At 40.3% G+C, this 25,504-nt stretch carries 14 protein-coding genes; 8 read left to right on the top strand and 6 right to left on the bottom strand.

Annotated elements, in window-relative coordinates; genetic code table 11:
* Nucleotides 1–78: 78 nt before the first annotated feature.
* A complete protein-coding gene (locus ACNI29_RS00760) occupies nucleotides 79–654 on the bottom strand; it encodes a hypothetical protein (protein ID WP_419780293.1) in 576 nt (191 codons plus the stop codon).
* 479 nt (nucleotides 655–1,133) lie between these two features.
* On the opposite strand from ACNI29_RS00760, the gene ACNI29_RS00755 reads away from it, so the two are divergent.
* Both ACNI29_RS00755 and ACNI29_RS00750 read left to right on the top strand, forming a co-directional pair.
* Complete coding sequence (locus ACNI29_RS00755) at nucleotides 1,134–2,237, top strand: hypothetical protein (protein WP_419780292.1); 1,104 nt, start codon at nucleotides 1,134–1,136, stop codon at nucleotides 2,235–2,237.
* 438 nt (nucleotides 2,238–2,675) lie between these two features.
* On the top strand, nucleotides 2,676–2,999 hold the full coding sequence (locus ACNI29_RS00750) for a helix-turn-helix domain-containing protein (protein ID WP_419780291.1): 324 nt from the start codon (nucleotides 2,676–2,678) through the stop codon (nucleotides 2,997–2,999).
* Nucleotides 3,000–3,104: 105 nt separating this feature from the next.
* Here ACNI29_RS00750 and ACNI29_RS00745 read toward each other — a convergent pair whose 3' ends face one another.
* On the bottom strand, nucleotides 3,105–3,491 hold the full coding sequence (locus ACNI29_RS00745; protein WP_419780290.1) for a DUF6573 family protein: 387 nt from the start codon (nucleotides 3,489–3,491) through the stop codon (nucleotides 3,105–3,107).
* 178 nt (nucleotides 3,492–3,669) lie between these two features.
* On the opposite strand from ACNI29_RS00745, the gene ACNI29_RS00740 reads away from it, so the two are divergent.
* The 5 genes from ACNI29_RS00740 to ACNI29_RS00720 all read left to right on the top strand — a co-directional run bounded on the left by ACNI29_RS00740 (nucleotide 3,670) and on the right by ACNI29_RS00720 (nucleotide 14,282).
* On the top strand, nucleotides 3,670–3,942 hold the full coding sequence (locus ACNI29_RS00740; RefSeq protein ID WP_419780289.1) for a hypothetical protein: 273 nt from the start codon (nucleotides 3,670–3,672) through the stop codon (nucleotides 3,940–3,942).
* 72 nt (nucleotides 3,943–4,014) lie between these two features.
* Nucleotides 4,015–8,538, top strand: a complete 4,524-nt coding sequence (locus tag ACNI29_RS00735; protein ID WP_419780288.1) for an AAA family ATPase — start codon at nucleotides 4,015–4,017, stop codon at nucleotides 8,536–8,538.
* Between the two features lie 374 nt (nucleotides 8,539–8,912).
* On the top strand, nucleotides 8,913–9,845 hold the full coding sequence (locus ACNI29_RS00730) for a radical SAM protein (protein ID WP_419780287.1): 933 nt from the start codon (nucleotides 8,913–8,915) through the stop codon (nucleotides 9,843–9,845).
* Nucleotides 9,829–10,230, top strand: a complete 402-nt coding sequence (locus tag ACNI29_RS00725; RefSeq protein WP_419780286.1) for a DUF6375 family protein — start codon at nucleotides 9,829–9,831, stop codon at nucleotides 10,228–10,230. Before ACNI29_RS00730 ends, ACNI29_RS00725 begins: the two co-directional genes overlap by 17 nt.
* 20 nt (nucleotides 10,231–10,250) lie before the next feature.
* On the top strand, nucleotides 10,251–14,282 hold the full coding sequence (locus ACNI29_RS00720; protein ID WP_419780285.1) for an NACHT domain-containing protein: 4,032 nt from the start codon (nucleotides 10,251–10,253) through the stop codon (nucleotides 14,280–14,282).
* 201 nt (nucleotides 14,283–14,483) lie between these two features.
* On the opposite strand, the gene ACNI29_RS00715 is transcribed toward ACNI29_RS00720, so the two are convergent.
* From ACNI29_RS00715 to ACNI29_RS00700, 4 genes are all read right to left on the bottom strand, one after another.
* Nucleotides 14,484–15,146: an SLATT domain-containing protein gene (locus ACNI29_RS00715; RefSeq protein ID WP_419780284.1), complete on the bottom strand. Its 663-nt coding sequence runs from the start codon at nucleotides 15,144–15,146 to the stop codon at nucleotides 14,484–14,486.
* 16 nt (nucleotides 15,147–15,162) lie between these two features.
* Entirely contained in the window at nucleotides 15,163–17,043 is a 1,881-nt protein-coding gene (locus ACNI29_RS00710) for a phospholipase D-like domain-containing protein (protein ID WP_419780283.1), read from the bottom strand.
* A complete protein-coding gene (locus ACNI29_RS00705; RefSeq protein WP_419780282.1) occupies nucleotides 17,040–20,894 on the bottom strand; it encodes an AAA domain-containing protein in 3,855 nt (1,284 codons plus the stop codon). The genes ACNI29_RS00710 and ACNI29_RS00705 overlap by 4 nt, the downstream gene beginning before the upstream one ends.
* A 694-nt stretch (nucleotides 20,895–21,588) precedes the next feature.
* Nucleotides 21,589–22,641: an HNH endonuclease gene (locus tag ACNI29_RS00700; protein WP_419780281.1), complete on the bottom strand. Its 1,053-nt coding sequence runs from the start codon at nucleotides 22,639–22,641 to the stop codon at nucleotides 21,589–21,591.
* A gap of 909 nt (nucleotides 22,642–23,550) precedes the next feature.
* Between ACNI29_RS00700 and ACNI29_RS00695 the strand changes: the two genes are divergently transcribed.
* Nucleotides 23,551–25,359: an SLC13 family permease gene (locus tag ACNI29_RS00695; RefSeq protein WP_419780280.1), complete on the top strand. Its 1,809-nt coding sequence runs from the start codon at nucleotides 23,551–23,553 to the stop codon at nucleotides 25,357–25,359.
* Nucleotides 25,360–25,504 lie beyond the last annotated feature (145 nt).

Raw genomic sequence — 25,504 nt, 5'->3', positions numbered from 1 at the left:
ATTCACCTTATATTTAAATGTCTTTCAAATAGTGGCAGAATCCATTTGGATATAGACTCTGCCGCTTATTTGATCCGGTTAATTTTCAAGGGATGCAGCAAGGCCTTTCGCAGCAACAAACACATCGTTTCCTATCGAAAACACGGGAAAGCCCCGCTCAAGAGTTCCTCCAACTACTGATTTGCTATCAACGCCAACGAATTCAGCATAATAGTCAACGTTTAAAAGAGCTGAAGCTTGGCCTATGGTGGATTCTCCTGACCGGATTGCGATGTCATGGAGGTCGAGTATGCGATACGTAGCTTCGAGTATATCGGTTCCCTCACTGATCGATTTATCGATGTAAGGAATCAATTCGCAAGTGACGTTGCTTTGACCAAGGCTGCGCAGAGGAATCGATTTATCCTTGAGAGTCGAATTGACATCTTCACAAATGGCGAAGAGTTCTTCTTCGCATGAATAGAGAGGGCAGTCCGCCTGCGCTAGTTCGGCAGTCAGAGTGTTGGGGGATATACGAAGTTTATTTGCGATCTCGTTGATACGGACCATCTGGGTTGTTCTACCGACATTTTTGCCGTTGCGTCTGGATACGACAGAGAAGGTTGTGTCTGAGAATTCAAGGTAGTTTATATTTTTCTTTTGATTAGAAATCATGCTTTACTCCTGTGATCCCCCTTTCTAATTCAGGGGAAAGGCGGTAAATTTAAAGTGGACTATTGAAATGGAGTGATTAATTTAGGTAGGCAGTATCTAGCGAATGGCCTACCGATTACTCCTCGTGCATGTACAGTGGACAAATTTTCCGGGTTCGTGGGCAATGAGCTCGAAGTCTTTGTCGCTACTTAATGCGTGGCCTCGGTTATGGGGTCTCCAGATAAAAAATTTGGATGTACCCGGCAGATGACTTGTTCCGAGTCTTTCTCTGTTGTCTAGGAGAGAGGAAGGCTTGGTTGTCTGTGGTATGTTTTTAGTTCTTTCATATAAGTTTTTGTTTTCATTGTGTTTTATGAGTTGAAGGCTCTAGTTGTGCTGCAGCGATGTATGCACATTAGGAGGCTAGACGATACTTGTCTAGCTAAAAAGTGAGTGTGTTATTTTAAAAATAAATTGATTTTTATGTACTCACTAAAAATATGTCAAAATATGAGAAAAATGAATCAAAGCTTGAAAACTTTTTTTTGATTTTTAATGCAGCTATGAAAGTAGAAAAGAATAGAAGAAAAAAAACTGAGGAAGTACTGAGAAATATGCTTAAGTTACTTCCTATTTTTACAAGATATAAATGCCATGAAAAGGGCATAAATTGTTCCCAAGCAGAGTATGTCCACAGTTGCTTCTTAGATGCACTGTATCCATTGTATGGAAAAATAAATTCCAGCAGTGGGTGTCATGATATACAAAAAAAGTTTCTAGATACTTCTTTGTTAGAGATAGATGGGGATCTCTTGTTTTTGGGTGTTAAGACTGAATCTGTGCTTTCTGAGCCCTATAGTGTAATAGATAAGATTCCGTTTTTAATTGATGATATTGGTTTTGGAGTGGTGGCGGAAATTTTAGGGAAATTTTGCGAAAACAAGAGCAGGTGGGAGTCTGATTTTAGGTCTAGATTAAAATATAAGAAGGTTTGCTCTAGTTATTCAGATGAACCGGATTTAAATTTGGGTTCGTTTGATCCCGCTAGATACTACAAGGAGACCACAAAGTTTTTGGTCGCTAGCCATAATGAGAGCAGTGAATTGCCGTCAGTGCAATCCTACGATGAAATAAGTGATCTTTTCAGTGGAGTCTGGAAGGACCTGCGAGGATTCACATATTCTTTACTTGCTACATATTTTGATTTGTTTGATGGGTTTGACCGGGTAAACGAATGTGCTGTGTGCGGGACTTTATTTATTCCTAAGAAGAGCGGTAAAGATGTGGGGCTATACTGTAGTCCGAAATGTCGAAAATCTCAGTTCAAATCTACTGAATATGAGGCGTGTATCAAAAGGCATCGGAAGTTTTATTCCCAAAAAATGGAGGCTGTGCAAGAGTACATAGCTGCACACCCCGATAGCGAATTTCAGGGGACAGATTTTCCTGAATTGCCCGATCCGGGTATATGCAAAGATGGGAACTGCCCGTGTCCTGATGAAAAACCTAAGCGAGGCGGTTGTCCCATTTTCAAGGAACGCTATAAAGATGTGCTTGCTGTGTTTGCTGAGATCAAGAAGAAGCGTAAGGAAAAAGCAAGCTAGGTACGAATTCATTTAAAATCCAAAAGCCCACTTCTCATTCGAGTTGTGGGCTTTTGGCTTATTTTGGTACAGGCTCTAATGGTAGACCCCTAATACTGTGGAGTACTACTTATCTCCGAACATCATGATCACGGCAAAGATCGCCGCAACAACCAAAAGCTGTTTTATTAATTTTAATCGCCCCCTTAAATCCAAACGGAGCTCCACAATTCCAGCACTCTTTACTCCTAAGGGTGTTTTCCGATTTACAATGCATACAAGTCTTCGTTCTCATTATGATCTCCTAATTTTTCAAAAATAACTCCAAATCCAACCACAGACAGAAATTAAAAACTATAATTCTATCTTTAAATTGAAAAATCAACAAAAAATTCAGTCCTCAGGTTGTTCAAACTCTATCTATGGTGGGTATTTTGTATGGATACTCAAGGAGTTTGCATGGACGACATTTCAAAACAGATAGGCATGCGCATCAGGACATTGCGAAAGAGTCGTGGTCTGACCCAAGAACAGTTGGGGGATGCTGCTGGAATTAGCGATAAATATCTCAGTGAAGTTGAGCGTGGGGGCAGCAAGGTTTCTGTTGAAGTTCTCAACAAGGTTGCTGACGGTCTGAAAATATCCCTGCATGACCTCTTGGAACTGGATCAGAATATAAGGACTCGTGACGAAGTTGTTGCTGGCATCACTGATATGCTTGATGGGGCCAGCGATGAACAGTTGTTGGTCCTTCATCGAGTTGTTAAAGCCATCCTGCTATAATTTCCACCTCGGCCCAGATTGCCCATATTTTCCACATTTTTTTAACCTACCCACCTAACTTCAGAAAAAATCCCACCCGCAGCATTGCAGGTGGGATTCGTTTTTTCAGTAATCCTCAGGCTGCATAATTGTAAGCACTGGCTCACCTGAATCTCCGGGGCCGATTATTGCCCAGCATTTTACCTTCTCTAGCTTCGTACCTTCTCCCATCACGAATAGTGGTTCGATTTCTACCATTGATCCTTCCCAACGGTCTTTTGCTGCGAGAAATGTGAGAAGGAGCACGTCATGTAATCTGCCCTCTACGGATTGTCCTTCACCTTCAAGACCATCTGATGGTTCAATATATTGATGGTAGAGATTCGCAGTAATCGCCACAGGGATTTTAAATCCTGTTTCCTTGGCCTGTTCGGTTACATCGATCAGCACCCCGTCTTCGATAGCTTGCTTGCGGGTGTATGAGTATACCACCTCGAATTCATCTTCTGACATTTAGGACTCCTTTTACAGTTAATATTTTCAATCAACTTGAAAGGTTATCCTCGCTGGATGTGTTCGGTCACGGGGATGGGGGTCGCTGCGTAAAGTGGATTTTGCGATAATATGCTCCTACCCCTATCTGCTGAATTCTGCTATATGCTTTCGGTGAAACTATATAGGAGTTGGCTAAATGGGTGAATATTTCTATTTTTTAAAAGATGGTTGGGTTCCAGAGGCAGAGGGTTTGATTGATGCAGGTGAAGTGGTTGAATTGGATATGGACGATGTCAATATTAAGATTACCCCTGAAACAATGTCCTCAGGAAAAGTTAAGTTTTTCAATGAGGAGACTGTCAGTTTTAATTCTCCCCAGCAATTAGTGGATGTCCTCATAGAGAAGCTATTGAAAGCTGACTTTGCCAATGAAAAGGTTGCAGAGTTAATTGACGAAGTGCTGGATTGAAACTGCGCCCAATTAGCATTAAATTTGAATATACTAAAATTACTAATATCTACAGTAGTCAAGGAAAAGTAGTTGAGTATCGCAGGAAAAACATCCTCTCAAGGTGATGAGTTCGAACTACAAGTGGCCCTTCATTGGCTAATAAGCTTGTATCGGGATGAAGAAATTAATTTTGTTCAAGTCGATTCAACAGGTATTCCTGATCTTGAACAGGAAATCCCAATTGATGATATTATTGTTGCTTATAAAGATGGACGAAAAAAATTCATCCAAGCTAAAAAGAATCAGCCTAAATATCAGGTTTGGCGTTTTTCCGATAAAGTGTTGAAAGAGGAGCTAGTTAAGGCTCTAGAGCAACATGAATTGACCTCTAATGCCGAAATTTGGTTTTACTCCCGTTCTCCTTTTGGGAATTTACAGAAGTTAGCTGAAGGAGCTCGTAAGTTTCGGTCTTACAACAGCTTCAAAAAGTCAGCTCCCAAGACCCTTTTAGACCCGCTCAAATCCTTAGCTAGAATTATTTCACCTAAAGTTACCGATTTGTCGTTGAAAAAGTCGTATGCACTCGCCAAAGTGCTCTTCTTTGACTCTAGCCAAGATTGGGCATCAAGAAATTTGTTGGATTTAAAACCACACTTTCCTCAAGCAAATACGGTGAAGAGTGTGCTTGAAAGATTAGTAGCTGAACATGCAGCTAGTCTTCCAGGAACTCCATATGAACTTAATAGATTGGACTTTCTTGAAATTCTTAAAGAGCATAGCCTAGAATCAGCCCCTATTTATTCCGAAGCCGACGTACTAAAAAATTTCCAATCGGCTTCAAGAATAGGACGGACATGGGGACGAACAATTGACGGTGTCAAAGTCGATCAGCCAGAGCTAATCGATGTGCTGGATTACATTAAAGTAGGCAATAAAAATATACTTGTTACTAGCCTGCCTGGATGTGGAAAAACATGTCTGCTTCTAGATTTGGTAGATCAATTCGAAACAGATCCTTCTGTAGGAGTTCTGTTTATCAAGGGGGATCAGTACTCGGATGCAAATTCTGAAGCTGATCTTACCCGCATGGGACTACCTGAAGGAATTGTTGGACAGTGTGCTCGCTTAGCAGAATTTCGCAGAGTAGTAGTTGTCGTTGATTCGCTGGACGTTCTTTCTTTGAGCAGAAGTCATGGAGCCTTTAAAATTATCCTCAGTGTTATTGATAGGTTGAGTCTTGTTGATAATACTATTGTAGTCGCAGCTTGTAGAGAATTTGATCGACAGTATGACCCACAGCTCAGGGACCGCGACTGGCAAAAGATAATAAAAATAGCTCCATTTGATTATGGTACTGTTGTTCGTCCTCTTCTCGATAAATGGGCTGTTGACGACTCAGATATTAGTGAGAGTTTACAATCTTTGATTTGTGTTCCTCAGAATCTGAATTTGTTTAAAAGATTAGTGGAATCTAAGAGTTATCTCGAGCTCAACAATGCTTGGGATTTATTCGATCGATACCTTGTTGAGTATGTTGAAAAAGACTCTTTGTTAGGAAATCGTGCAATCGATTTGCTGTATCGTATGGCACAGGAGATGATGAAAAACCGTTGTTACACGTTGCCAAAGGTAAGAATTTCATCGGAAACAAGATTAAGTCAGAGATTAATCAGTCAAGGGGTACTAGTTGAGCAGCAACCAGGAGTGATAGCGTTTTCACATCAGACACTTGCTGATAATTTGTTAGTGCGGGGCAGCATTACTAATGGTGAAGGGCTCGTTGATTTTATTCATAAGCATCTTCCGCTTCCGTTTATTCGACCTGTCGTCAAATCCTTTTTTGGGTATTTGAGGGTTCTTGATAGAGTTCGGTTTAGCAGGGAGTTTAGAAAAGCTCTTTCAGATGATAAAATTGCTTATCATTTAAAGAGATTGCTAGTTGAATCCTTTGCAGAAATGTCAGTGGACGATAAGGATTGGTCGCTTGTTCGATACCTTCTTAATGATCACTCTGCTTTGTTCAGGAGATGCCTTTATACTATGGCGGATGTGAAGTGGCTTGATATGATCGAGCAGAAGCTTCTCACTGCCTTTGTTGGAAAAGAAGATCGAAGTGCTTTGGAACAGATCGTAATCCAAAGGCTAACAGTTTGGATTGAAAAATATCCTGAACGGGTTATCGCGTTATGGACTGCTTTGTATGACAATAGCCCAGAGAAAGCGAAGCAAGCATATAATATAAGCATTTATTTAGGAGATTTGAAAGAGTGGACGACTGTTGGGGTTGGAGCTCTGCTTGAGCGGTTACTCTCTGTTGAAGGGTATGAACGGGATTTCATTGGTAGGCCATTGAGTTTGTGGGTGGACGCAACCAATAGTGGCGATAAATTACTTTGGGATTACATAATAAATAAAGTCCCTGACGCAGGGCCTAGTAAGCACGGAAAGAAAGAGCTTCGTTGTGATGGATATGATTTTCATGACGATAAATTCTTAGAAAAGCGTTTTCAAAAGTCAGAACTTTTGTTGGGATTTGCAATAGACTCCTTAATTGAATGGAGTCAGAAAGAGGTATGGCAGTCTGATCTGCATTCTTTTTCAAATTATTTTCTAATGGATTCTTCATGGAGATATACCCATAATAAACATGAAACATATTCTGCTGATGGAATTAACACATTACTTTCATGCGTAGAATCCGCCCTTAACTGGCATGCCCACCAAGATACTATTTGGTGGAAGGACAACGAACTAAAGATTCGAGACTCCAGAGAGTTTGGATTTATGTATTTTCTGGCTCTTTGTTATAAAAATAATCCAGAGAAAAATATTATTGGAATCTCTTCACTTCTGACTGATAAAGAGCTGTTAAGGTTTGGTAGGATTGAATTTGAGTTAGGGCAGTTAGCCAACTCAGCATATCATTTGTTGACTGAGGAAGTGGCGGCTAAAAATCAAGATTTAGTCATGTCATTGTATAGTGAAGAAAAGTATGAAGATGGCGAGTATGAATGGATCAAGCGAAAGCGTTATGACTACCTCGTTTGGATTCCCAATATATACAGGATAAAGGCAGCTCAAGACTTTGTAGATGAACATCGCCGTACTTTTGGATATGAACTTCCTACTCCTCAGATATGGTCTAGCGGAGGGACGGTTAGGCAGCCGTTTGACCATAAAATACTTTGTCAGCTCTCACATCCATGGGCAATGAAACTTGTTTGGAATTACAATGAAGATGCTGGTTTTGTCGCCATGGATGATCGATTGCTTGGAGGTAAAAGACAAGCCCTATGGGGGTTCCGTGAGGCTTCTGCTCTATGTCCAAAATATATGCTTGGATTGCTTCCTTTAATTCGACAAGAGAAGTTAGATGTACAATTTATTTGTGATATTTTTGCTGGGCTCGCCCAACATGTTCGATATCTTTATGGAAACTTGTCTTCAGCGCAAAAAGACTGGGAACCTTTTGAGAAGTCGATTTCCAAAGAGGAACTTCGAGATTTGGTCCAAACTGGTCTAGAATTGACTGGAGAAGTTTGGAGTGATTTAGGCTGCGTGAGTTCCTTGCTTATGGCAGGTGTACATGTTGCGGCGAATCCATCTGACATAGCGCACCTTGTTAGGATGCATGAGAAATTTTATAGTCAAATTAAGACTGTAAGTAGCGAGGAAAATTATGTCATTGAGCCTGGGGCTGAGGCTCTGATTTGTTTGGCCGAAAATTGTATCAAGAATGACTGGGCGATAGGAGAAGAAGTTGACAAGTTGTTGGTTGCCTACGCTCAGATGGGAGATGAATCAGTTCTAATTACTTTCCTCAGGTATCTAGCATACTTGATACATTATAATCCTGAGTCGTCATGGGTATTTTTTCTGACAGTGATGGGGCGTTTAAATATCGAAAAATGGTGGGCAGCAGAACGATGTTTTTATTATAACTACCATAAACGAACAGATGAAATCTTGCCATATATTGAAAAGCTACTTGTGAGCGGATCTGAAGAAGGTCTAGAGGTTGCAGGTAGAATCTATACGCTTATGTATTTGTCTGACGTTGTAGACGAAGAGGAATATTTTTCTCGTATAGCAAGGTCTCCTGAAAAGGCTATACAAGGCGCCGTACAGAATTTAGCCCATAATCTTTATGTCAAAGATGTTTCTGATAAATGTCGCAAAATATTGCCTAGATTGTTTGCGGAATGCAGTTTGACAAATACTGTCATGGAAAGTTTTGCAAGTGTGTTCCATAAGGATTCAAGCAAAGTGGGGATGGTTGGTAATGAGTTGGTGTTTTCATATCTCAAAGCTTTGCCCAAAGTTCCAGGAAGTCCAGGCATAAATAGTTTTTATAGATGGCTCAGTGCTCAAGCGAAGAATGATCCTCTTCAGAATTTAGAATATTTGGAGGTTCTGGCTGACGCTTGCGAATCGTGTGTTGGCGATGTTCGACAGTATGGATCAAGAAATCATATTCCAATTGTTCTTCGTGAAATACTTATTGAGGCGGATGAGGTGGATGATCCAGAATTGATTAACAGAGTGATAAATGTTCAGGATCGACTAATGCAAAATGGTTTTGATGGAATTTCAAAACTCTATGATGATTACTAATAGCGGTTAAGCTTTTTGTTTTTTGTTTAAGAAGGAATTCTCGCAAATTTTACCCCTCCTGCGATTTTGGAATTGGAGTTCAGGGAACATGGGGTTTTGTGAAAAAATTCCAGGAAGGGGGTGTTCCTTGCGAAATTTGAGGATTGGAAAGTGTGGGACAATTTGTTGAAAGTTGTTCCACACTTTTTTATGGATATGGTATCAAATCGTCTATGAAATTTATGTTTCGTAGTTTGTGGGTGTGATGGCTCGCATTTTTATTCAAAAGTTAAGTGTGTTAATGGACTATAAGGAGCTCTGGTGTCAGGATTTGTCATTGTAATATCAATTTTTCGTTAAGATTGCAAAAGATTTGGTCGTAATATTATATAATTATGAAGTATGCTTTAAATTACAGGTCTGGTCCTGATGGTCTCCATCTATATGATCGCAAGTCTGGTACAAATATACTCTTGGATGAGCTTGAAATTTCACCAGAAGATTGGTCTCCAGCTCCTCGCCAAGTCTCAATTGCATTAACGAATGCTTGCAATTTACAATGTCCATTTTGTTATGCCCCGAAACAAGCCGCCGAATTACCTTATGGGCAGTTGCAGGCATGGTTAGATGAATTGAATATTAACGGATGCCTTGGGATAGGTTTTGGTGGAGGCGAACCTACTCTGTATAAGAATCTTCCACTTCTTTGCGATTACATAAACGATCATACGAAGCTTGCTGTCACCTTTACGACCAACGCGCATAATCTTAGCGTATCTTTGGCAGATCAACTAAAGGGGCGTGTCGCGTATGTGCGTGTAAGTATGGACGGGGTAGGTGATACTTATGAGATTCTACGCGGTAAATCTTTTGCTTCACTATGTAGTCGTTTTGAAAGAATTCGTTCAATTGCAGCGTTTGGTATAAATTATGTTGTTAACAGCCAAACTTTTTCCGATTTAGATGAAGCTGTTATGGTTGCGGCTGATCATGGTGCGACTGAGCTGTTACTTCTTCCAGAATTGCCGACCTCAGGTAGAGAAGGGATAGATCCGGTCTCGGTTAACAATTTAAAAGAGTGGGTCTACTCCTATTCTGGTCCCCTACGTTTAAGCGTTAGTGAAGCTGGGGCAGATAAACTTCCTACGTGTGATCCTTTAGTTAAGGAAAAGGGACTACGTTCCTACGCGCATATAGATGCATCTGGTCTGTTAAAGCGTTCTTCATTTGACTCAGTCGGGGTGAAAATTGGCGATGGTGGCATCATTAAAACACTTTCGAAATTAAGGCCTATTCCAGTGGAGGTGGGGTATGAAAATTTGGCATGAATCGGTTTCTGAACATTCAATGAGACTTGTGATGATTGGTAGTTTTAAAGAAGTGCGGGATGCTGATAAGGCTAAGGATATTATTGATAAATTTACTGGTTACGCCCTCGAAAATGACGATAAACTAGATGCTAATACGGATCGCTATGATGATGCGTTATTAGACCTGATGCGCAATACCAATACCCATTTAATAGGCCCTTCTGAAATTGAACAATTTATGTACGGCGTAGATGTAGGCACTGAAGGGAAGAAAATTATTATACAAACGGATGAATCTGAGGTGTCTGCTTTTATGAAGATACTTATCAATGAGGGGGCACGAGTTGAAGTTTATTCCGGTCATGATTACCCAGAAGTAATAGAAGAAGAGACTACAGAATAAAGCCGCAAAGTGAGACAGGTATGCCAGCAGTAAATTGGAGTATTTTTGAAGGTCTTCCTGGAGATGCTACACATAATTTTGAATACCTATGTCGAAGTTTAATTAGCAGACATTATAATCGTTTTGGAAGTTTTCGAGGGCTTGCTAATCAGCCTGGAATTGAATTTCATCTAAATATTCAAAGTGACTGTTCTCTGGGGGAAACTGGGCGGTGGTATGGATGGCAATGTAAGTGGTATGACTTGCCTAGTGGTAGGGCTATTGGTTCCACAAGGCGGCAGAAAATTGAAGACGCGATTATAAAAACAGAAGAAATACTTCCTGATATAACTGATTGGGTACTTTGGACACGCCATACACTTACTGCTGGTGACCAAAGGTGGTTTTACGGCATAAGTTCAAAGATGCGTCTACATCTTTGGACAAAAGACGAAGTCGAGGAACATTTAAGCGGGCCGGCTGAAATTTTACGTGGAACCTATTTCGGGGAATTAGTGCTTACTCCTGATGAGCTTGAAAAAATGCACAGGACTGCAATTGCACCAATACGATCGCGTTGGGTTCCTGAAGTCCATCAGGTAATGCATGCTGAGGAACAGGTTAGGCTCTCTTTAGGAGAAGTCACAGCATGGGACGATCTAAAAACAATTCCACTACAGCTAGATAAAGCGGGTAAGGATCTAATATCTTTTAATGAGCCCGCTTCAGGAAGTATTTCAGAAGGATTAGAATCTGTACTGGGCGGGGTTAAAGATTGTTCTTCGCTGCTCACAAAAATTTGCTCGGCTCTTAGTAATGGTGATTATAGTACTACATCCCAACTCGTAGATAGAGGGTTTGCCTTTAACCGAGAATGGAAAGTTTTACTTAGAAAGTTAAGAAACGCCAATGATCGGAAGGCATTGTACTTAACTAATATCTTAGCCCTTTTTTCTGATGCCCGTATTGTTATGCGGGAAATAGCTGTTTTTATACAAATGAGTATGGTGGCAGTCCTTGCTAGTGCTGGATGTGGCAAGACTCAGCTGGCAGCCGAGATTACTTCTCCTACCAAAGATAGAGTTGCTGGTGTCTTTATACATGGAAGAGATTTAAATGCTCGGCAACGATTGGATGATCTAGCAAAAACCGTTGTGATTCAGGGACGCCCAGTTGAGACTTTTGAAGCTCTTGTTGCAGCTGTTGATGCAGCCGGACAAAGAGCAAGGCGGAGACTACCCGTTGTTATTGATGGGTTGAATGAAGCGGAAGATCCTCGAGCGTGGAAAGCTAATCTTGAATCTATAAAGGTTACACTCGAAAATTATTCGTATGTCCTTTTGGTTTGTACGCTAAGAACCGAATTTGCTGAAGAGGCTCTTCCTGGTGATGTTCAGAGTTGTAATATAACAAGATTTCAGCACACACATGAAGCCGTTAGAGCATATTTTAAGCATTATTTAATTGAATTGAATGATGCTGCACTCCCAGTTGATTTGCTAGAGCATCCTCTTACTATGCGGCTGTTCTGCGAGGTTACAAATCCAGATCGGAAAAAAGAGGTCGGTGTAGAAGCCATTCCAGGGTCATTGACGATTTTATTTGAGAAACATCTCGAGCAGGTCTCTACTCGAATAACTGAACTGTCGTTACCATCTTGCCGATACTCTGTTTCGGATATTCGGTCTGCTCTTAATAGGGTTGGACAGACGCTTTGGGAAGAGAATGTAAGGACTGTAGATTTTGTCCAATTACGCAGACTGATAGACGATAGTCCTAGGTGGGACCAAAGTCTTGTGAAGGCTTTGGAAGAGGAAGGGGTTTTTTATAGGATTCCTGACAATAATTCTACAATGACAAGAGTCAGTGTTAGCTACGATGCTTTTGCTGGTCATATTATTGCAGATTACATTCTGTCAAAATATGGCGGGCCAGGGTTTAAAGCATGGCTCAATGAAGACGCTCAATTAAAAGTGTTGTTTGGGGATATAGGCGAACGGCACACCTTAGCTGGTGATATTCTTAAAGCACTTATAGGGCTTCTTCCTATGCGGATGTATAGAGAGCAGCTTTGGAGGCTTCTTGAGGGGCAACCAAGACAAGTTACTCTATATGGGGCTGTTTGGCTGTCAAGTGACTTTTTGGATCGAGAGACTGTTGATTCTTTATCCAACCTGACAAAACAAGGACCTGGAAGATATAGTCAACATCTTTTTTCGAGGTTGAAGATAACTAGAGCGGCGTCTTCCCATCCTCTTGATGCTGTTTTTTTTGATACTGTTTTGAGAGAAATGGAAATGGTTGATCGAGATATCCACTGGTCTGAATGGGTTCGGCGATCTTCAGATAGCCTAAAATCGGATATCCTCTATATTGAAAAAGGTTGGAGATCGAATCAGACTAGGGATAAAGATGATAAACTTCGTGCACTTTGGATCAAATGGATTCTTACCACCACAGATCATGGCTTGAGGGATCATGCTACACGTGCATTGTATTGGTTTGGGATATCAGCTCCTGACGAGCTCTTCCAAATGACGTTGGATTCTTTTTCAGTGAATGATCCATATGTTCCAGAGAGAATGCTAGCGGCTTCATATGGAGTGGCAATGTCTATATGGGCTGATAAAAGTGTTGCCGATTTTAAGGATATACTATCGAATTTTGTCAACTCGCTGATCGAGTCTCTGTTCATGCCTGGGGCTCCATTTGCGACTCGACATATTTTTATTAAAGAATTTGCTCTTGGTCTTATTGAATTAGCACAAAAAAGATTTCCTACATCAATTCCCGTTGAAAATCTGGAATTTATCCAACCACCTTTTGATCATTTGCCTGATGGTTTTCCTGATGTTGCTACGATTGACGATTCTGTTTCAAAAGCAGCTGAAGGTGCAATGTCCATAGAGTTTATGGAAGATACTTTAGATAATATTGTCCCAGATAGATTTAAATATGACTATGATAATCCGACTTTTAAGGAAATTAGAAAGCAAATTGAATGTCGTATTATTGAACTAGGATATTCAGCAGATAGATTTGAACAAATTGATAAAAGAATAAGTGATGATGGTTGGCTTCACCGTCAACGTGAGAATTATAAAGTAGATCGTTATGGGGCAAAATATTCACAAATTGCATATTATGAAATGTATGGATTACGCTTTGATAGAAATGAGTATACAAACTGGAGAGAAGGAGAAAGAACACCAGAGATAGACTTAGATCCAACTTTTCCCGATCATCCGAGTATATGGCTTCCTGAATTACCAGAGCTTTTTGCAAAGCCCTTCTCAGATGTTCGCGAGTGGGTTGAGCACGGCCCGGTTCCAGATTATACTCATTTGCTACATCCCAAAGCCGTCGATGGTATAGATGGTCCATGGGTTTTGCTCGAAGGGTATATTGAGCAGTATTCTGGAGAAGATGCCCGAAGAATTTTTACATTTCTTAGAGGTGTCATGCCTAATAGTAATCAGGCGAATGGGCTATTAACAAAGTTTAATGAAATTAATTATCCAGGAAATATGGCTATTCCTGAGCCTCTTAAAGATCCGTACTGCTTTGCAGGTGAAATTCCGTGGTCTACACAGTACATTGCTGATCTTCGAAATCAAGAAGGAATCGCAACGGCTGATGTAAGACCAGCATTTTCTTTTCCATGGCTAGGAGTGGAAGTAGAGGTGCCAGTCTGTGTGTATTGCTGGGAGTCATACCACAGCATGTTGAACCAGGCAGGAAATGTCACTGTACTCGCTCCTAGTCTTTGTGATTCGCTGAGTATTAAGAGTTTAGGGGGGCGGTGGGATTTTTATGATGAAGAGGACAATCTAGCAACATTATGCCGTACATTTAAGAACAATGAAGCAGTTCATAGATCACAATTGTTTTATCTTCGTGAGGATTTGCTCGATCGCTATCTCGATTCAACTGATCGATGCTTGGTATGGATGCTTTGGGGGGAACGCGGTTTTCATTATAAATACTCACGAGATATTATGAAAAATCATTATCATTTGCTCAGTTCGCATAAGCATATTCATAGACTTGGGTTGAAGTATGGTGATGAGTAGATTTTAGCTGCATGAATAGTTGGAGTAGTTTTGTATTCTGTCACAATGGAATTTTTAGTAAAATGTCAAGAAGGAAGTGTTTTGTGTGAAAATAAGGGGTAATTTATAAATATTGCCCTTAAAATTCAATAGTTAGTGTCTAAGTTGGCAATAGAAAATTATGAAATGGCGTTCTCTAGATATTATACTGAATTAAGGTGCTTATCCTAATTTGAATGCATACTTAAGAACTATAAAAAGTACAACTATTAGACAGGAGAACCACAGTCTGTACCGTCTTTGTATTATCCAGTTATAGAATAATACAGGTATCTTTTTATTCCAAGGATAATTTTGGGCATTAGTTACATCGTTGTCAATGTCTTGGTGTGGGCCACGATAGTTTGTTAGAATATTTTTGTATGCATCGGTTATTTTTTCGAAATCATTTTCTGAAACTGTCGATGAAATTGCTATTATTTTAGCTTTACCGATAAGTTTTGTTAGTTCTAGCGCAGATCTACGCAGGAGTTCTATTTGTACGAGTCTATTTCGTGAATCCTGCAACGTCGTTAAAACGACAATAAGAATTGAAAAGACAACATTTGTAAAACCAAAAATAGCCTTCATATTATCTGTTGCCAACCCTTTAAAAAAAAGTGGCAGTAAAGAACAGGCAACAACTCCGACAGAGCAGATAGCAATTATAAACGTTACATCGTCATGTTCGATGGACAATCGCCTTGCTGCCTGGAATCTATTTGATCTTGTTCTCAGCATAATAGCTATCTGTCTACACAAAAGTCCGTGTATTGTGTGTGGCTTATTCCCGTGTTCCGTGCTGGTCTCAATATTATTTTCTTTCGTTACATTCTTCTTTTTCATTTTTTGTGCTTTGTGATTATTTTTGCTTGGCTTTTTCAAGCAGTTTACGGAGATTTTCAAGTTCTTCTGGGCTTAAATGACATGCTGCTTTGTCCATATCAACTATAGGAGAGTCCTCAAGTGGAGCATCTTCAGGAATTTCTTTTGGAAAAAAGTCCTCAAAGATATCCATCAAGAAGGAAGAAGATTCTGGGTCTTTGAATCTTATGCCAAAGGATTTATCGATCGCCCCTAGCGCTGACAAACAGTTAAGGCTTGTAACTGTAATTCTGTCGTCGTTTATTATCAGGCGGGAATGTATATTGGGGCTGTGAACAACATGTCCCACATCTTTTTTTCCTATTTCTGCTAGTTTTTCTTGCTTGCTTGCAAGATAACTTTCGATGCGTTGTGGGCTTGCTTTGCCGTCTTGACCTATTTCCTTTTGCGTAAGGTACATATCAGAAAATAGAACAAGACACTTCTCTGCATATGGATATTCGCGATTTTCAAAATGCCGTAGCGGGTCCACTTTTTCGCTCATTGTGTGTGACAAAACAAGACTACGATGTTTGGCGTTAAGCAGTGATAGTCCACTTTCGCATGCGACTGCACGCCCACCAAGGAAAGCACTCTCAATTTCATTCGTATCTATGTCTTTAGTATCATTGCTTCCTCCAGAATTAGTCGAAGCTAGTTGATTTTCAGCCAGTTGTTTTAAGTTGTCCAAAGCGGCAAGGAGCTTATTTTTGTCTGCCGTTTCTGTAAATGAACGAACTTGACCATATATAGTTTCAATTACTTCAATTATGGTTAGTGCGTGTTCGTTGGAATGAAGAACTACGGATATTTCATATCCCTTTTTATTGCGCTCAGGTCCTAATGCAATATCCGTCTTATAGTCCTTTAGCCAGTTGAAACTGCCTATAGATAAATGTACAACTCCTTTTAAGTCATCATATAAAACGACTTTCATGTCAGAGTCACTTCTTTCATCTGCTATATGTCTTAATGTTTTTTTTCGCGGTTTATATTTTAAATTGCTTTCATTATACCCTAAAACCAAAAAAGAATTTTTGGTAGTCTCTTTGAAGTCTGCTTCAAGATTATTAAGTGCAGTTTGCTTTTCGTGTGCACTAAAAATAATCATATGGGAGTTAGAGTCGTCCATAGCCTTTTGCAGCCATTCACAATGCTCAGATGAACTTAATAACCAATCTTCTTCTTTGATACTTATTTTTGGAATGCGCTCTTTATAGCTTGTATCTGGAGTTTCACTGATAACTTCATAACCATATTTGTAACAATTGTAAGGTGGTGTGGTTTTGCTTATATTGCTAAGTTCAAAATTTCTTTTTTTTAAGGCAGATCGTAATGAAGAACGAAGCTTGACATCTACAATATTCTTAGCATCATAAAATTTTTTGTTGAGAGAGTCTGTGTAATCTTTCCAGGCTGCTGCTTGAAAGTGTCTATCTCCGAAAGAAACAAGGGTCTCCTTCGAATTTTCCAATTCATAAAGATCAATAAACTCTTTAGGTATATTGTGAGGAGTCCAGTCATCATCTAAGTTAAGAAATACTTGAGTCATATAGCTGTTCCAATCAAAAAAGATATCCGCCTCTCCATTTTGGATTTCTCCTCTTTCATAATCAGTAAGATTCTCGCTCCATTCATCTCCTCTGCTAGATAGCACTAAAGACTCAGTTGTCATGATAATCATTTGTTCTTTCAATAGGTCAAATGCCGATTCGACTACCATACGTTTTGGTAACCCAATGATTTCTGGGATTTTAGACAAATCATTTCCAATTTGAAGAAGTTGTAAAATAGTTTGATCAATTAACGTAAATTGCCGCTTAGCCGTATATTGAAATTCAACTTTAAATTTGGCTTGAGGATGGTAAGTTTTAATCATAATATTCCAATCTTTTTTGTGCTAATAACTTCAGCGGCAGTTATAATTTTCAAGAATTCAGCGGAATGATGTTCACTGGCCATTTGTTCAAAATTACTGATATACTCCTTAAAGAATCTAATTTCATCATTGTCCTGATCTTTACAGCATGATTTATAGTACTTCAAGTTGCCAACAATAATAAGCACTCTTTGAGCTCTCGAAACCATAACATTTACTCTATTATTGTCAGCGACAAATCTTATTGGTTCATAGTTTAGCTTCTGGGCTGCGGGCTGGTTACGAACTAGGCTTAAAATAACAATCTCCGCTTGACATCCTTGAAACGAATCAATTGTACTGACCCAGTCACTTCCGTTTTGATTATTCATAACCACTGGCGTAAAATGTTCTTTTAATTTGTTGTCATGCTCGGCTAAACTTTTTCTTATTTCTTTAACCTGCCGTCTGTATGGGGTTAATATAGCCAGAGAGGGACGAGGTGATATTTCATGATTAACCTCCATTAGCGATATTATATCAGCAATTAAACTTGCTTCACCTGAATTCCAATGTTGTTTATTTTGCTCTTTTTCAATAAAATCATCGTGATAGTCAGTGTTGACCCATATGCCATTGCATGTTTCCATACTTGGGGGCCATGCCAATGGATTACTTTTTTGTAGGGATGGGGCTAAAGAATTGTCCTCATTGCAAGCCATTGGTGCAGGGTGAAGGTCAATGTCAGCATAATAAGTATCGACTAGTTTTGTTAGAACAGGAGGCATGCGATAAACAATGTTAAGAACGGCTGCTGTATCAGACGTTGCTGTTGTTCTGTCAGTTTTAACATCTTCAGCGATGGTAGTAAAAATTTTCTTAAAGGGTTCAATCCATTCTCGATCAAAAAAACGACTATGCTCTTGTCCTTCCCGTGCAAGAACCCTTTCTATGTTTTTTAACGAAACGTAATCCTTGCGCCCTCTATCTAAATTTTTTACCTCTTTTAGCATGTCGACAATTTGCCTGTAATTATCCATAAGGTTCGCAAATTCTGCTGCCTGAAAAGGTTTTAGCTGCTTAGGGTCACCTAGCAGTACCCACCGTTGAGAGACTAGCATGGGTAATATTAGGTCGTAAAAAGGAGTTTTTCCCGCTTCTTCAACAAATGCCCAGTCATACATGTAGCCGCTTGCCACCATGTCGGCGAGCCCTTTGTCACTCGCTGTTGTGAAAATAAGATTTGCACTTTGCTCTATAAGAAATCTAATGTCTTCATTTTCAGATAAGTTAGGATTTACAACATTGAGGTAGGCGTGCCATTTCTGCAAAACTTCCATAGTCTTTTTATTATAGGGTACGTGCTTATTTGCTTTGCATCGTTGTTTTGCATCATTTAGTATTCTATGAACCTGTCCATCCATTGAAATATTAAACTGAGGTTTCTCTTTCGTTAGGCTGTCCTCGCTTGCCATACTGTCCTGAATTTTAGCTGAAAGTTTAAAAATAGGTGTGTCTATCCAATCTTGCGATTCAACATAAAGCTTACGCAGTAATTCTTTTACAGTGACATTCTCTCGCGATGTCAGCAGTATTTGGACCATAGGGTCTTCAGAAAATATAAGTTTAGTCAAGGCACAAACAGTTTCACTTTTTCCTGTCCCAGGAGGGCCTTGCAATGCAAAAAGGGGAGCCATTCGGTATGCATCCTCAATGATTGCCATTTTATTTTCATCCAATTCTTTTTTGGGTTCTGGTGCCCCATTATAGAGCTTCTCCTTGGCCATCGTCTGGAAATCATCACAGTCAATATATGCTGCAGACTTTCGAGTTGGATCCACTAGTTGCTGCATTAACATCTCATATTTTTTCAAATGTTCAAATGCATCTGTTCGCCGTTTGATGACTTCCATCTGACCATAGTGTCCTCTTGTCCGGACAGAAACCATGTTTGTCTCTTTTAAATAATCCTTCTCCTTACGAGTTAATTTCTTTTTTCGATTTATTTGAATTAGGGTTTTATTTTTATCTGTAAGAGAGTCTAGTTGTACGTCCCATGTAATGTCATCAAGGGTCGAATTAATAGAAGTGTGTTGTCTTGGATTTATTGATAGCGATCCTGCAGTATGGAGGGGGGTAAGTAAAATACCTGTCTGTTTTGATTTTCCATGTAACCCATGTTTAGAATATTCGATTTGATCAATCAGGTAACGTTTAAGGTGTTCAGAATAGTCCCCTTTTTGATCCATATAGTCGCGTGTTCCGCATTGTATTTCTGAAATTTTTGAAATTAATGCTTTGTCTTTTTCCCCATATGAATCAAGCATATCTGCCCTGTATGGGGCGAGGTAAATGGTAACCTCATCGTCAGTTGTCGATATGTTGTCAATTCGACATAAGTACATGGTCAAAAAGGCCATCAATGATTCAAGTTGGTTTGCTAGTTCTAAAGATGATAGAACTTTAAGCTGTGCCTCTTGCATTATTTTTTGGCTTTTCAATCCTGTCCTAGTGTTCAATTCTAATGCCCAGTCTCTGGGGCCAGTTATGTATCTTTCTTCTTCCTTAAACTTATATAAATTCCTGCATGTTATATTGGTTCCACTTAGGCTAACTCGAACAAAATGTGGTGACGGATTGATATAATTTGCAAAAGAAATGTGTAGCAAACGACTGTCGTATTCGTAGCCATCTTTGCCGCATTTACGAAAGTACGTATTTCCTCTGAAATAAAGCCCATTGCCACAATCAAAGTATAATGAAAATTTCTTATTAACCGTGATTGTTTCAGGGTCGAAAAACACCTCTGCAGACTCAAGTCTTTTAGAGATATTATTGTTTATGTTTTGTTCTGGAGGTTCATAACCATCGTCGGTATGAGTTCCAAAATTTTGAAATGTTGCGTCAGGGGTATATACCACGCGTAAGTTGATACGCTTGTCTACGTGAATGCGATCTTTAGACGGCATATAGCAGTAATTTTTGATCTGCTCGCACACATTGCCCATACAGAAGCTATCTCGGGCACTTAACATTTTTTCTAATAAATTAACCTCGCCAATCTGTATAAAACCATCGTGCATACCTTTTTTTAGCATCTCTTTACGATATGAAAGAGGGTTCTTTTTGTCTTTTGGCTTATGAGGAGGTCCAAACAGTACATCAACTACGACTTCAGCAAGAGAGCGCCAGCCAATGATGTCTTTAGTAGGGGGATTTGCTTTGGTTTGGTACGGTGAAAAAAAATTTCCCCCAAATTGTCCAAATGGTATTGTTTTTTCTAAACCGCTGAGACGTAAATTTTCAAAATCAACTTGTCCAACTTCATGCTGTTGAAAATCGAAATCTGTAGTTGACCAGAAAACAAAAGATTTTAGGGTAAGAGGAGGGCAGAACATTTTTCCTTGTTGCAATCGTAAAAGAACCATTGCAATACGGTGAATAGATTGCCAGAACTCACTCCTCTTTTGAGGATTACGTAGTTGTTTCCTAATATCGGCACCAGTATCACTGAATTGCCCATCTGGCGTAAAAAAATCATGTAAGGAATATTTATACCATCCCTTAGTGATGATAAAATATGAAGGAGAATTGTTCTTTGGGTCATTGCGTTTAAAGGCTCTTTCTAAGCATATTGCTCCAAGGGCAGACCCTGGCAGGTTGCTAACTTTAAATAAAGTTCGTCTTACCTCTTCATGATAACGACCTAGCAGAGCACCGTGTGTCTCAGTTGATGCATTTAGTTCATGCACCATCACTGCTTGTTTGTCTTTTTTGTGAGTTTCATGGCGTTGCCACGCACGATGAATAACCCATTCTTTTTCTTCTTGTTCTAAGATTATATCTTCAAGATGTTCGTAATTATATCGCATCAAATCTCCAATTATAAAGCAACCTTTTTAATTCTTGCTAAATGTTCTTATATGATTAATTGCCAAATGGAAATAGGGAGGCTGCTATATGTCTGTATCTGCTCTCGCTAAAGGAGAACTAGTGCAATTTGAAAAGTAGTGTCGGTGTTAAGGTAGGCATAATCTGAACTTGTTAATCGTTTGATGGAAATTTTGATAAAATTTGCCATTATGGAGAACCACCCATAGCCGCAAATCCCGGAAAATCCCCAAAACCTGTTCCCAAGGGGTGAAAATAATCCAATTATTTCAATAGTTGGATGGCGGGCTCCCCGCATGGCATTCAAGAGGCCAGGAGTTCAATTCTCCTCAGCTCCACCAGATATTTCAAGGACTTACAATGAAAATTGTAAGTCCTTTTTTTGTTTGGGGAACCAGCTGGTCAACCATTTTGTTGACTAAGTATTTGAGATAACTGTTTAATGATGTGTGTGAGCTGTGTTTGAGGGTGTATGAGGTGGGATGGGATTTAGCCAGTGTTTTTGGTGGTTTTGTGGGGGTGTGATAATTTTGCTCCTCCTGTCCGTTTTGAGGGTTGGGGGAGTGGTGGGCAGGAATTTGGTAAATACGCAGAATTTGAGTATTTTTGTGCGAATTATGGGGCTGGATGGGCAGTCCTACATCGAAGAAAACGCACTATGAGTGTGTTATTTATTTAATTTGCCATAACCTTGTTTGATTTGCTTCTGTTGCAACGCCAACACAGCGTCTGCAAATTATCCTCTGTTGACAGTCCTCCCTTGGAAATGGGCATGATATGGTCAACTTCAAGCAACAAATGAGGTTCATCCATTACTGATACAGAGCAATGTTTGCATGTATAGCCATCCCGCTTTTTTATGAATTCTCGGAATTTTGCGGTCATTAGTGCTCGTTGCCCTGCTACGCTTTTACGGAAGCGAATTTTCTCTGACAGAGTTTCTATGAGTGCATCAATCGTCGAAAGATCAAGCCTCACAGTCGTCTTTTGGGCGCTATTGCCCCCCGCACTTACATATTCGAAGGCATATTCGGGATAGGGTACCAGGACGGGCGACAACTCAACTCCTACATGCTGCATGAATTCATCATGAAAATACTTCAAAATAAAATCGGGGGGTGCAAACGTTGTTGCGATACTAGACTCCCGCTCCTTGAGGTTGTGAATGGCACTTGCAAGTCGGGAAATATTTTCACCCAGAGCTTCTACCTCCACAAGAGTTTCCTCATTTGGTTTAATATCAAAATATTTCATTAGATACTTGATTGGGTTCATAGCAGCGTTACGTGCAACTTGGAGGGAACAATTATGTACGTTGGTGACTCCAAAATTCGATACATTTCTATCCCTCTTGTATTTATGCTTACTGGTATTTTCAAACGAAGCTAGGTGCGAGTGTTCACCAGTTGAAGAAACTCCTATCTCGAAGGAGCCGTTTTCACGAATGTTTTGGACATACTCAGCAATATCATTGTGTTCAGAAACTAACTCCGCGACCTGCTTTTTACGAGCTAAAAAATCCTCACTTTTAAAATAGTGATTTTTACGGATGCGACGAATTATTGTGGGACCATATACAGCAGCAAGGATGATAAGCCCGATAGCCAAAAGAAAATACCAGTATGTTACCGCTAGCATCAACAAAAATTCTAAAGCACTAACAATAGCAGCAATGGCAGCAATAACAATAACAACAAAGACAACGGCAGCATTGTTCTTTTTCCCCATTATTTTTTCCTTTAGCGTATAAAAATGCCTATCCAGTCACGAATGAACAAGGTAGCACATTCTTGGATTGTCTACTAAGTGCGTATCGTTTGTTCGATATGCTGCCGAAGAGTTTGGGGGCAGTCAAGTTCCCATCTTGGCGGCACACCAATTTTGGTCAACCAATTTGGTCAACCGGAGCCTTTAACACACCTCCAACATCACTGGTTTTCTGTTGACCGGGAAAAAATAAATTCAATAATTCTGGAGCTTGAAGACGAATCTTCTGGCATGGCATTCAAGAGGCCAGGAGTTCAATTCTCCTCAGATCCACCAGATATTTCAAGGACTTACAATGAAAATTGTAAGTCCTTTTTTTGTTTGGGGAACCGGGCGGGGAACATTTGCTGGAGTGATCTGGTACGTTGGCATGAATGGCGTAAGGGGCTACTGAAGTAATAATGAAGCAATTTGATAATATAATTGACGAAATTATATATGCTAACACGATGCTGCAAAAGCAATGGGGCAATCTTCATGGTTGGGCTCCAGAAACTGTAGTGTATTTAATCTCTGGTTCACAATTAGATAGGCAGTTTTCATTCTCTAAGACCTTTAAAATATGGATTGAAAAGAGTTGCTTACTGAAGGGAATCGATTTTAGCTTGGGAAAATTAAGGTGCATTTGTTGAGGGGACTTTAAAATTTTTTTTGTTTTTTGTGCTTGCCTATGTCTCATGATATGGGAAATTGCGTTCGGGGCTGCCTTCTGTGCATATAAGTCAAGGCGATATAAATAAGTGTGTTGCCGTTGATGATTATATATTTTTGTAACTAAAACTGTTCTAAATCCCTCCCTTGTTTTACAATTGGAAGTGCGGCATTTTAATATGATGTCAATTAATCATCTAAAGGAAAGATAAATTAGTTATGCCGATAACCCCCGATATCATCCTTGTTCTTGCTGTTTTGTTTTTGGTCGTTCTGTTTTTTATTTTCGAATGGGTACGCGTGGATATGGTGGGCATTATGGTTATGGTCTGCCTTCCTTTGCTTGGCTTAGTCACTCCTGAACAGGCGATCAGTGGCTTAAGCAGTAACGCCGTTGTTTCGATCATCGCGGTAATCATTATTGGCGCAGGTCTGGATAAGACCGGTGTCATGAATAAGCTGGCCCGGATGATTCTAAAATTCGCCGGAAAGGATGAATCCAAGATTACTTCAATGGTAGCGGCGACGGTCGCTGTTATATCGGGCTTTATGCAGAATATAGGTGCGGCTGCACTCTTCATGCCTGCCGCACGCCGCATCTCCACCCAGACCGGAGTCCCGGCATCACATATACTTTTGCCCATGGCTTTCTGCGCAATTATCGGCGGGACCCTTACTCTGGTCGGCTCAAGTCCGCTTATCCTGCTCAACGATCTGCTGGTTGTCAGAGGGGTCAGTTATGAGCACTTCGGAATGTTCAGCATGACCCCGATAGGGATTTTGCTTATCGTTTCTGCATTGGCGTATTTCAGGCTGTTCGGCAGATGGATTCTGCCTCACAGTAAACCCGGAAAAGTATGCGGGCCTCTTTCTCCTTTGCTCGACAAAACCTATCATAATGTTGGAAAGATCTATGAAATGGAAATCCCTAAGAATGGATTCCAAGAACAATGCCTCTCGGAGTTGCAGATTCGCTCCAATTACGCTTGTTCGGTTCTAGCATCTCATAACGCAACTACCCATAAGCGAAATGTAGCCCCTCGTCCTGAAGACACTCTTTGTCCCGGCGATACTATTGCTGTAATCGGTGAGGCTATGTTTATCGAGAAACTGGCCGCTGATTACGGGTGGAACATTCTGCCGGAGGTGAAAGTCTTCGCAGATGATCTGGCAGCTACAAATTCAGGTATTATGGAAGGTATTGTTTCACCCAGGTCGCAGCTAGTTGGAATGACTGTCGGCGAGATTCAACTGCGAAAGAAATATGGAGTTGTTCCTCTGGCCGTTTTTGCTGGGCATGAGATGATCATTAGTGACCTCTCCAATCTGGTTGTTAGTGAGGGGACTGCTTTGCTCCTCCACGGTAAGTGGAGTGCTTTTCATCAGCTTAAAGACCAGAATGATCTAGTCTTTACCGAGCCGATTCAAGGTGAACTCATGCGGGAGAATAAGGCTCCATGGGCTTTGGGTTGTCTTGCTGTGACTATGTTCATGATACTGGTCCTGAACATTCAGCTCTCCATTGCTCTTTTGTTCGGTGCTGCGGCGATGGTTCTGGGGCGCGTGTTGACAATTGACGAAGCCTACCGTTCTGTTGACTGGATGACCGTGTTTCTTCTTGCGGGCTTAATCCCGCTTGGTCTCGCTTTTGAAAATACTGGCGCGGCAAAAATGATAGCTGACATGCTCATGAATGCCGTCGGCGTTCCATCTCCGGTGGTCCTGCTGACCTGCATAGGATTGCTGACTTCGTTTTTTACGCTGTTCACCTCGAATGTAGGAGCTACGGTTCTGCTGGTTCCGCTGGCAATGAACCTTGCACTTTCCTGTGGGGCAGATCCAAGAACTGCGGCTATGACTGTTGCTTTAGCTGCCTCCAATACATTTATATTACCTACTCATCAGGTCAATGCGCTGATAATGAGGCCGGCGGGGCTGAAGGCTATTGATTATCTACGTGCAGGGACAGGAATGACTATACTTTTTATGATTGTTCTCGTTCTGGGTATGCAGTTTTTTTTTAGTTAGTTGCAGAGGAATGCAGGTATGTTTACTTTAAACCAGCATGTTAAAAATAGAAATCATGTACTATTCAGATAATATTTTGTAAGGTTACTGCTGTCGGGGATGGTTATAATTGTATTAAGTTGTTCCAGAAAGTTGTTCCAGGTCC

The organism is Maridesulfovibrio spiralis (SeqCode) (genome assembly GCF_048571135.1).
Classification (GTDB): domain Bacteria; phylum Desulfobacterota; class Desulfovibrionia; order Desulfovibrionales; family Desulfovibrionaceae; genus Maridesulfovibrio; species Maridesulfovibrio spiralis.
This window is presented reverse-complemented; position numbering and strand designations above follow the sequence as displayed.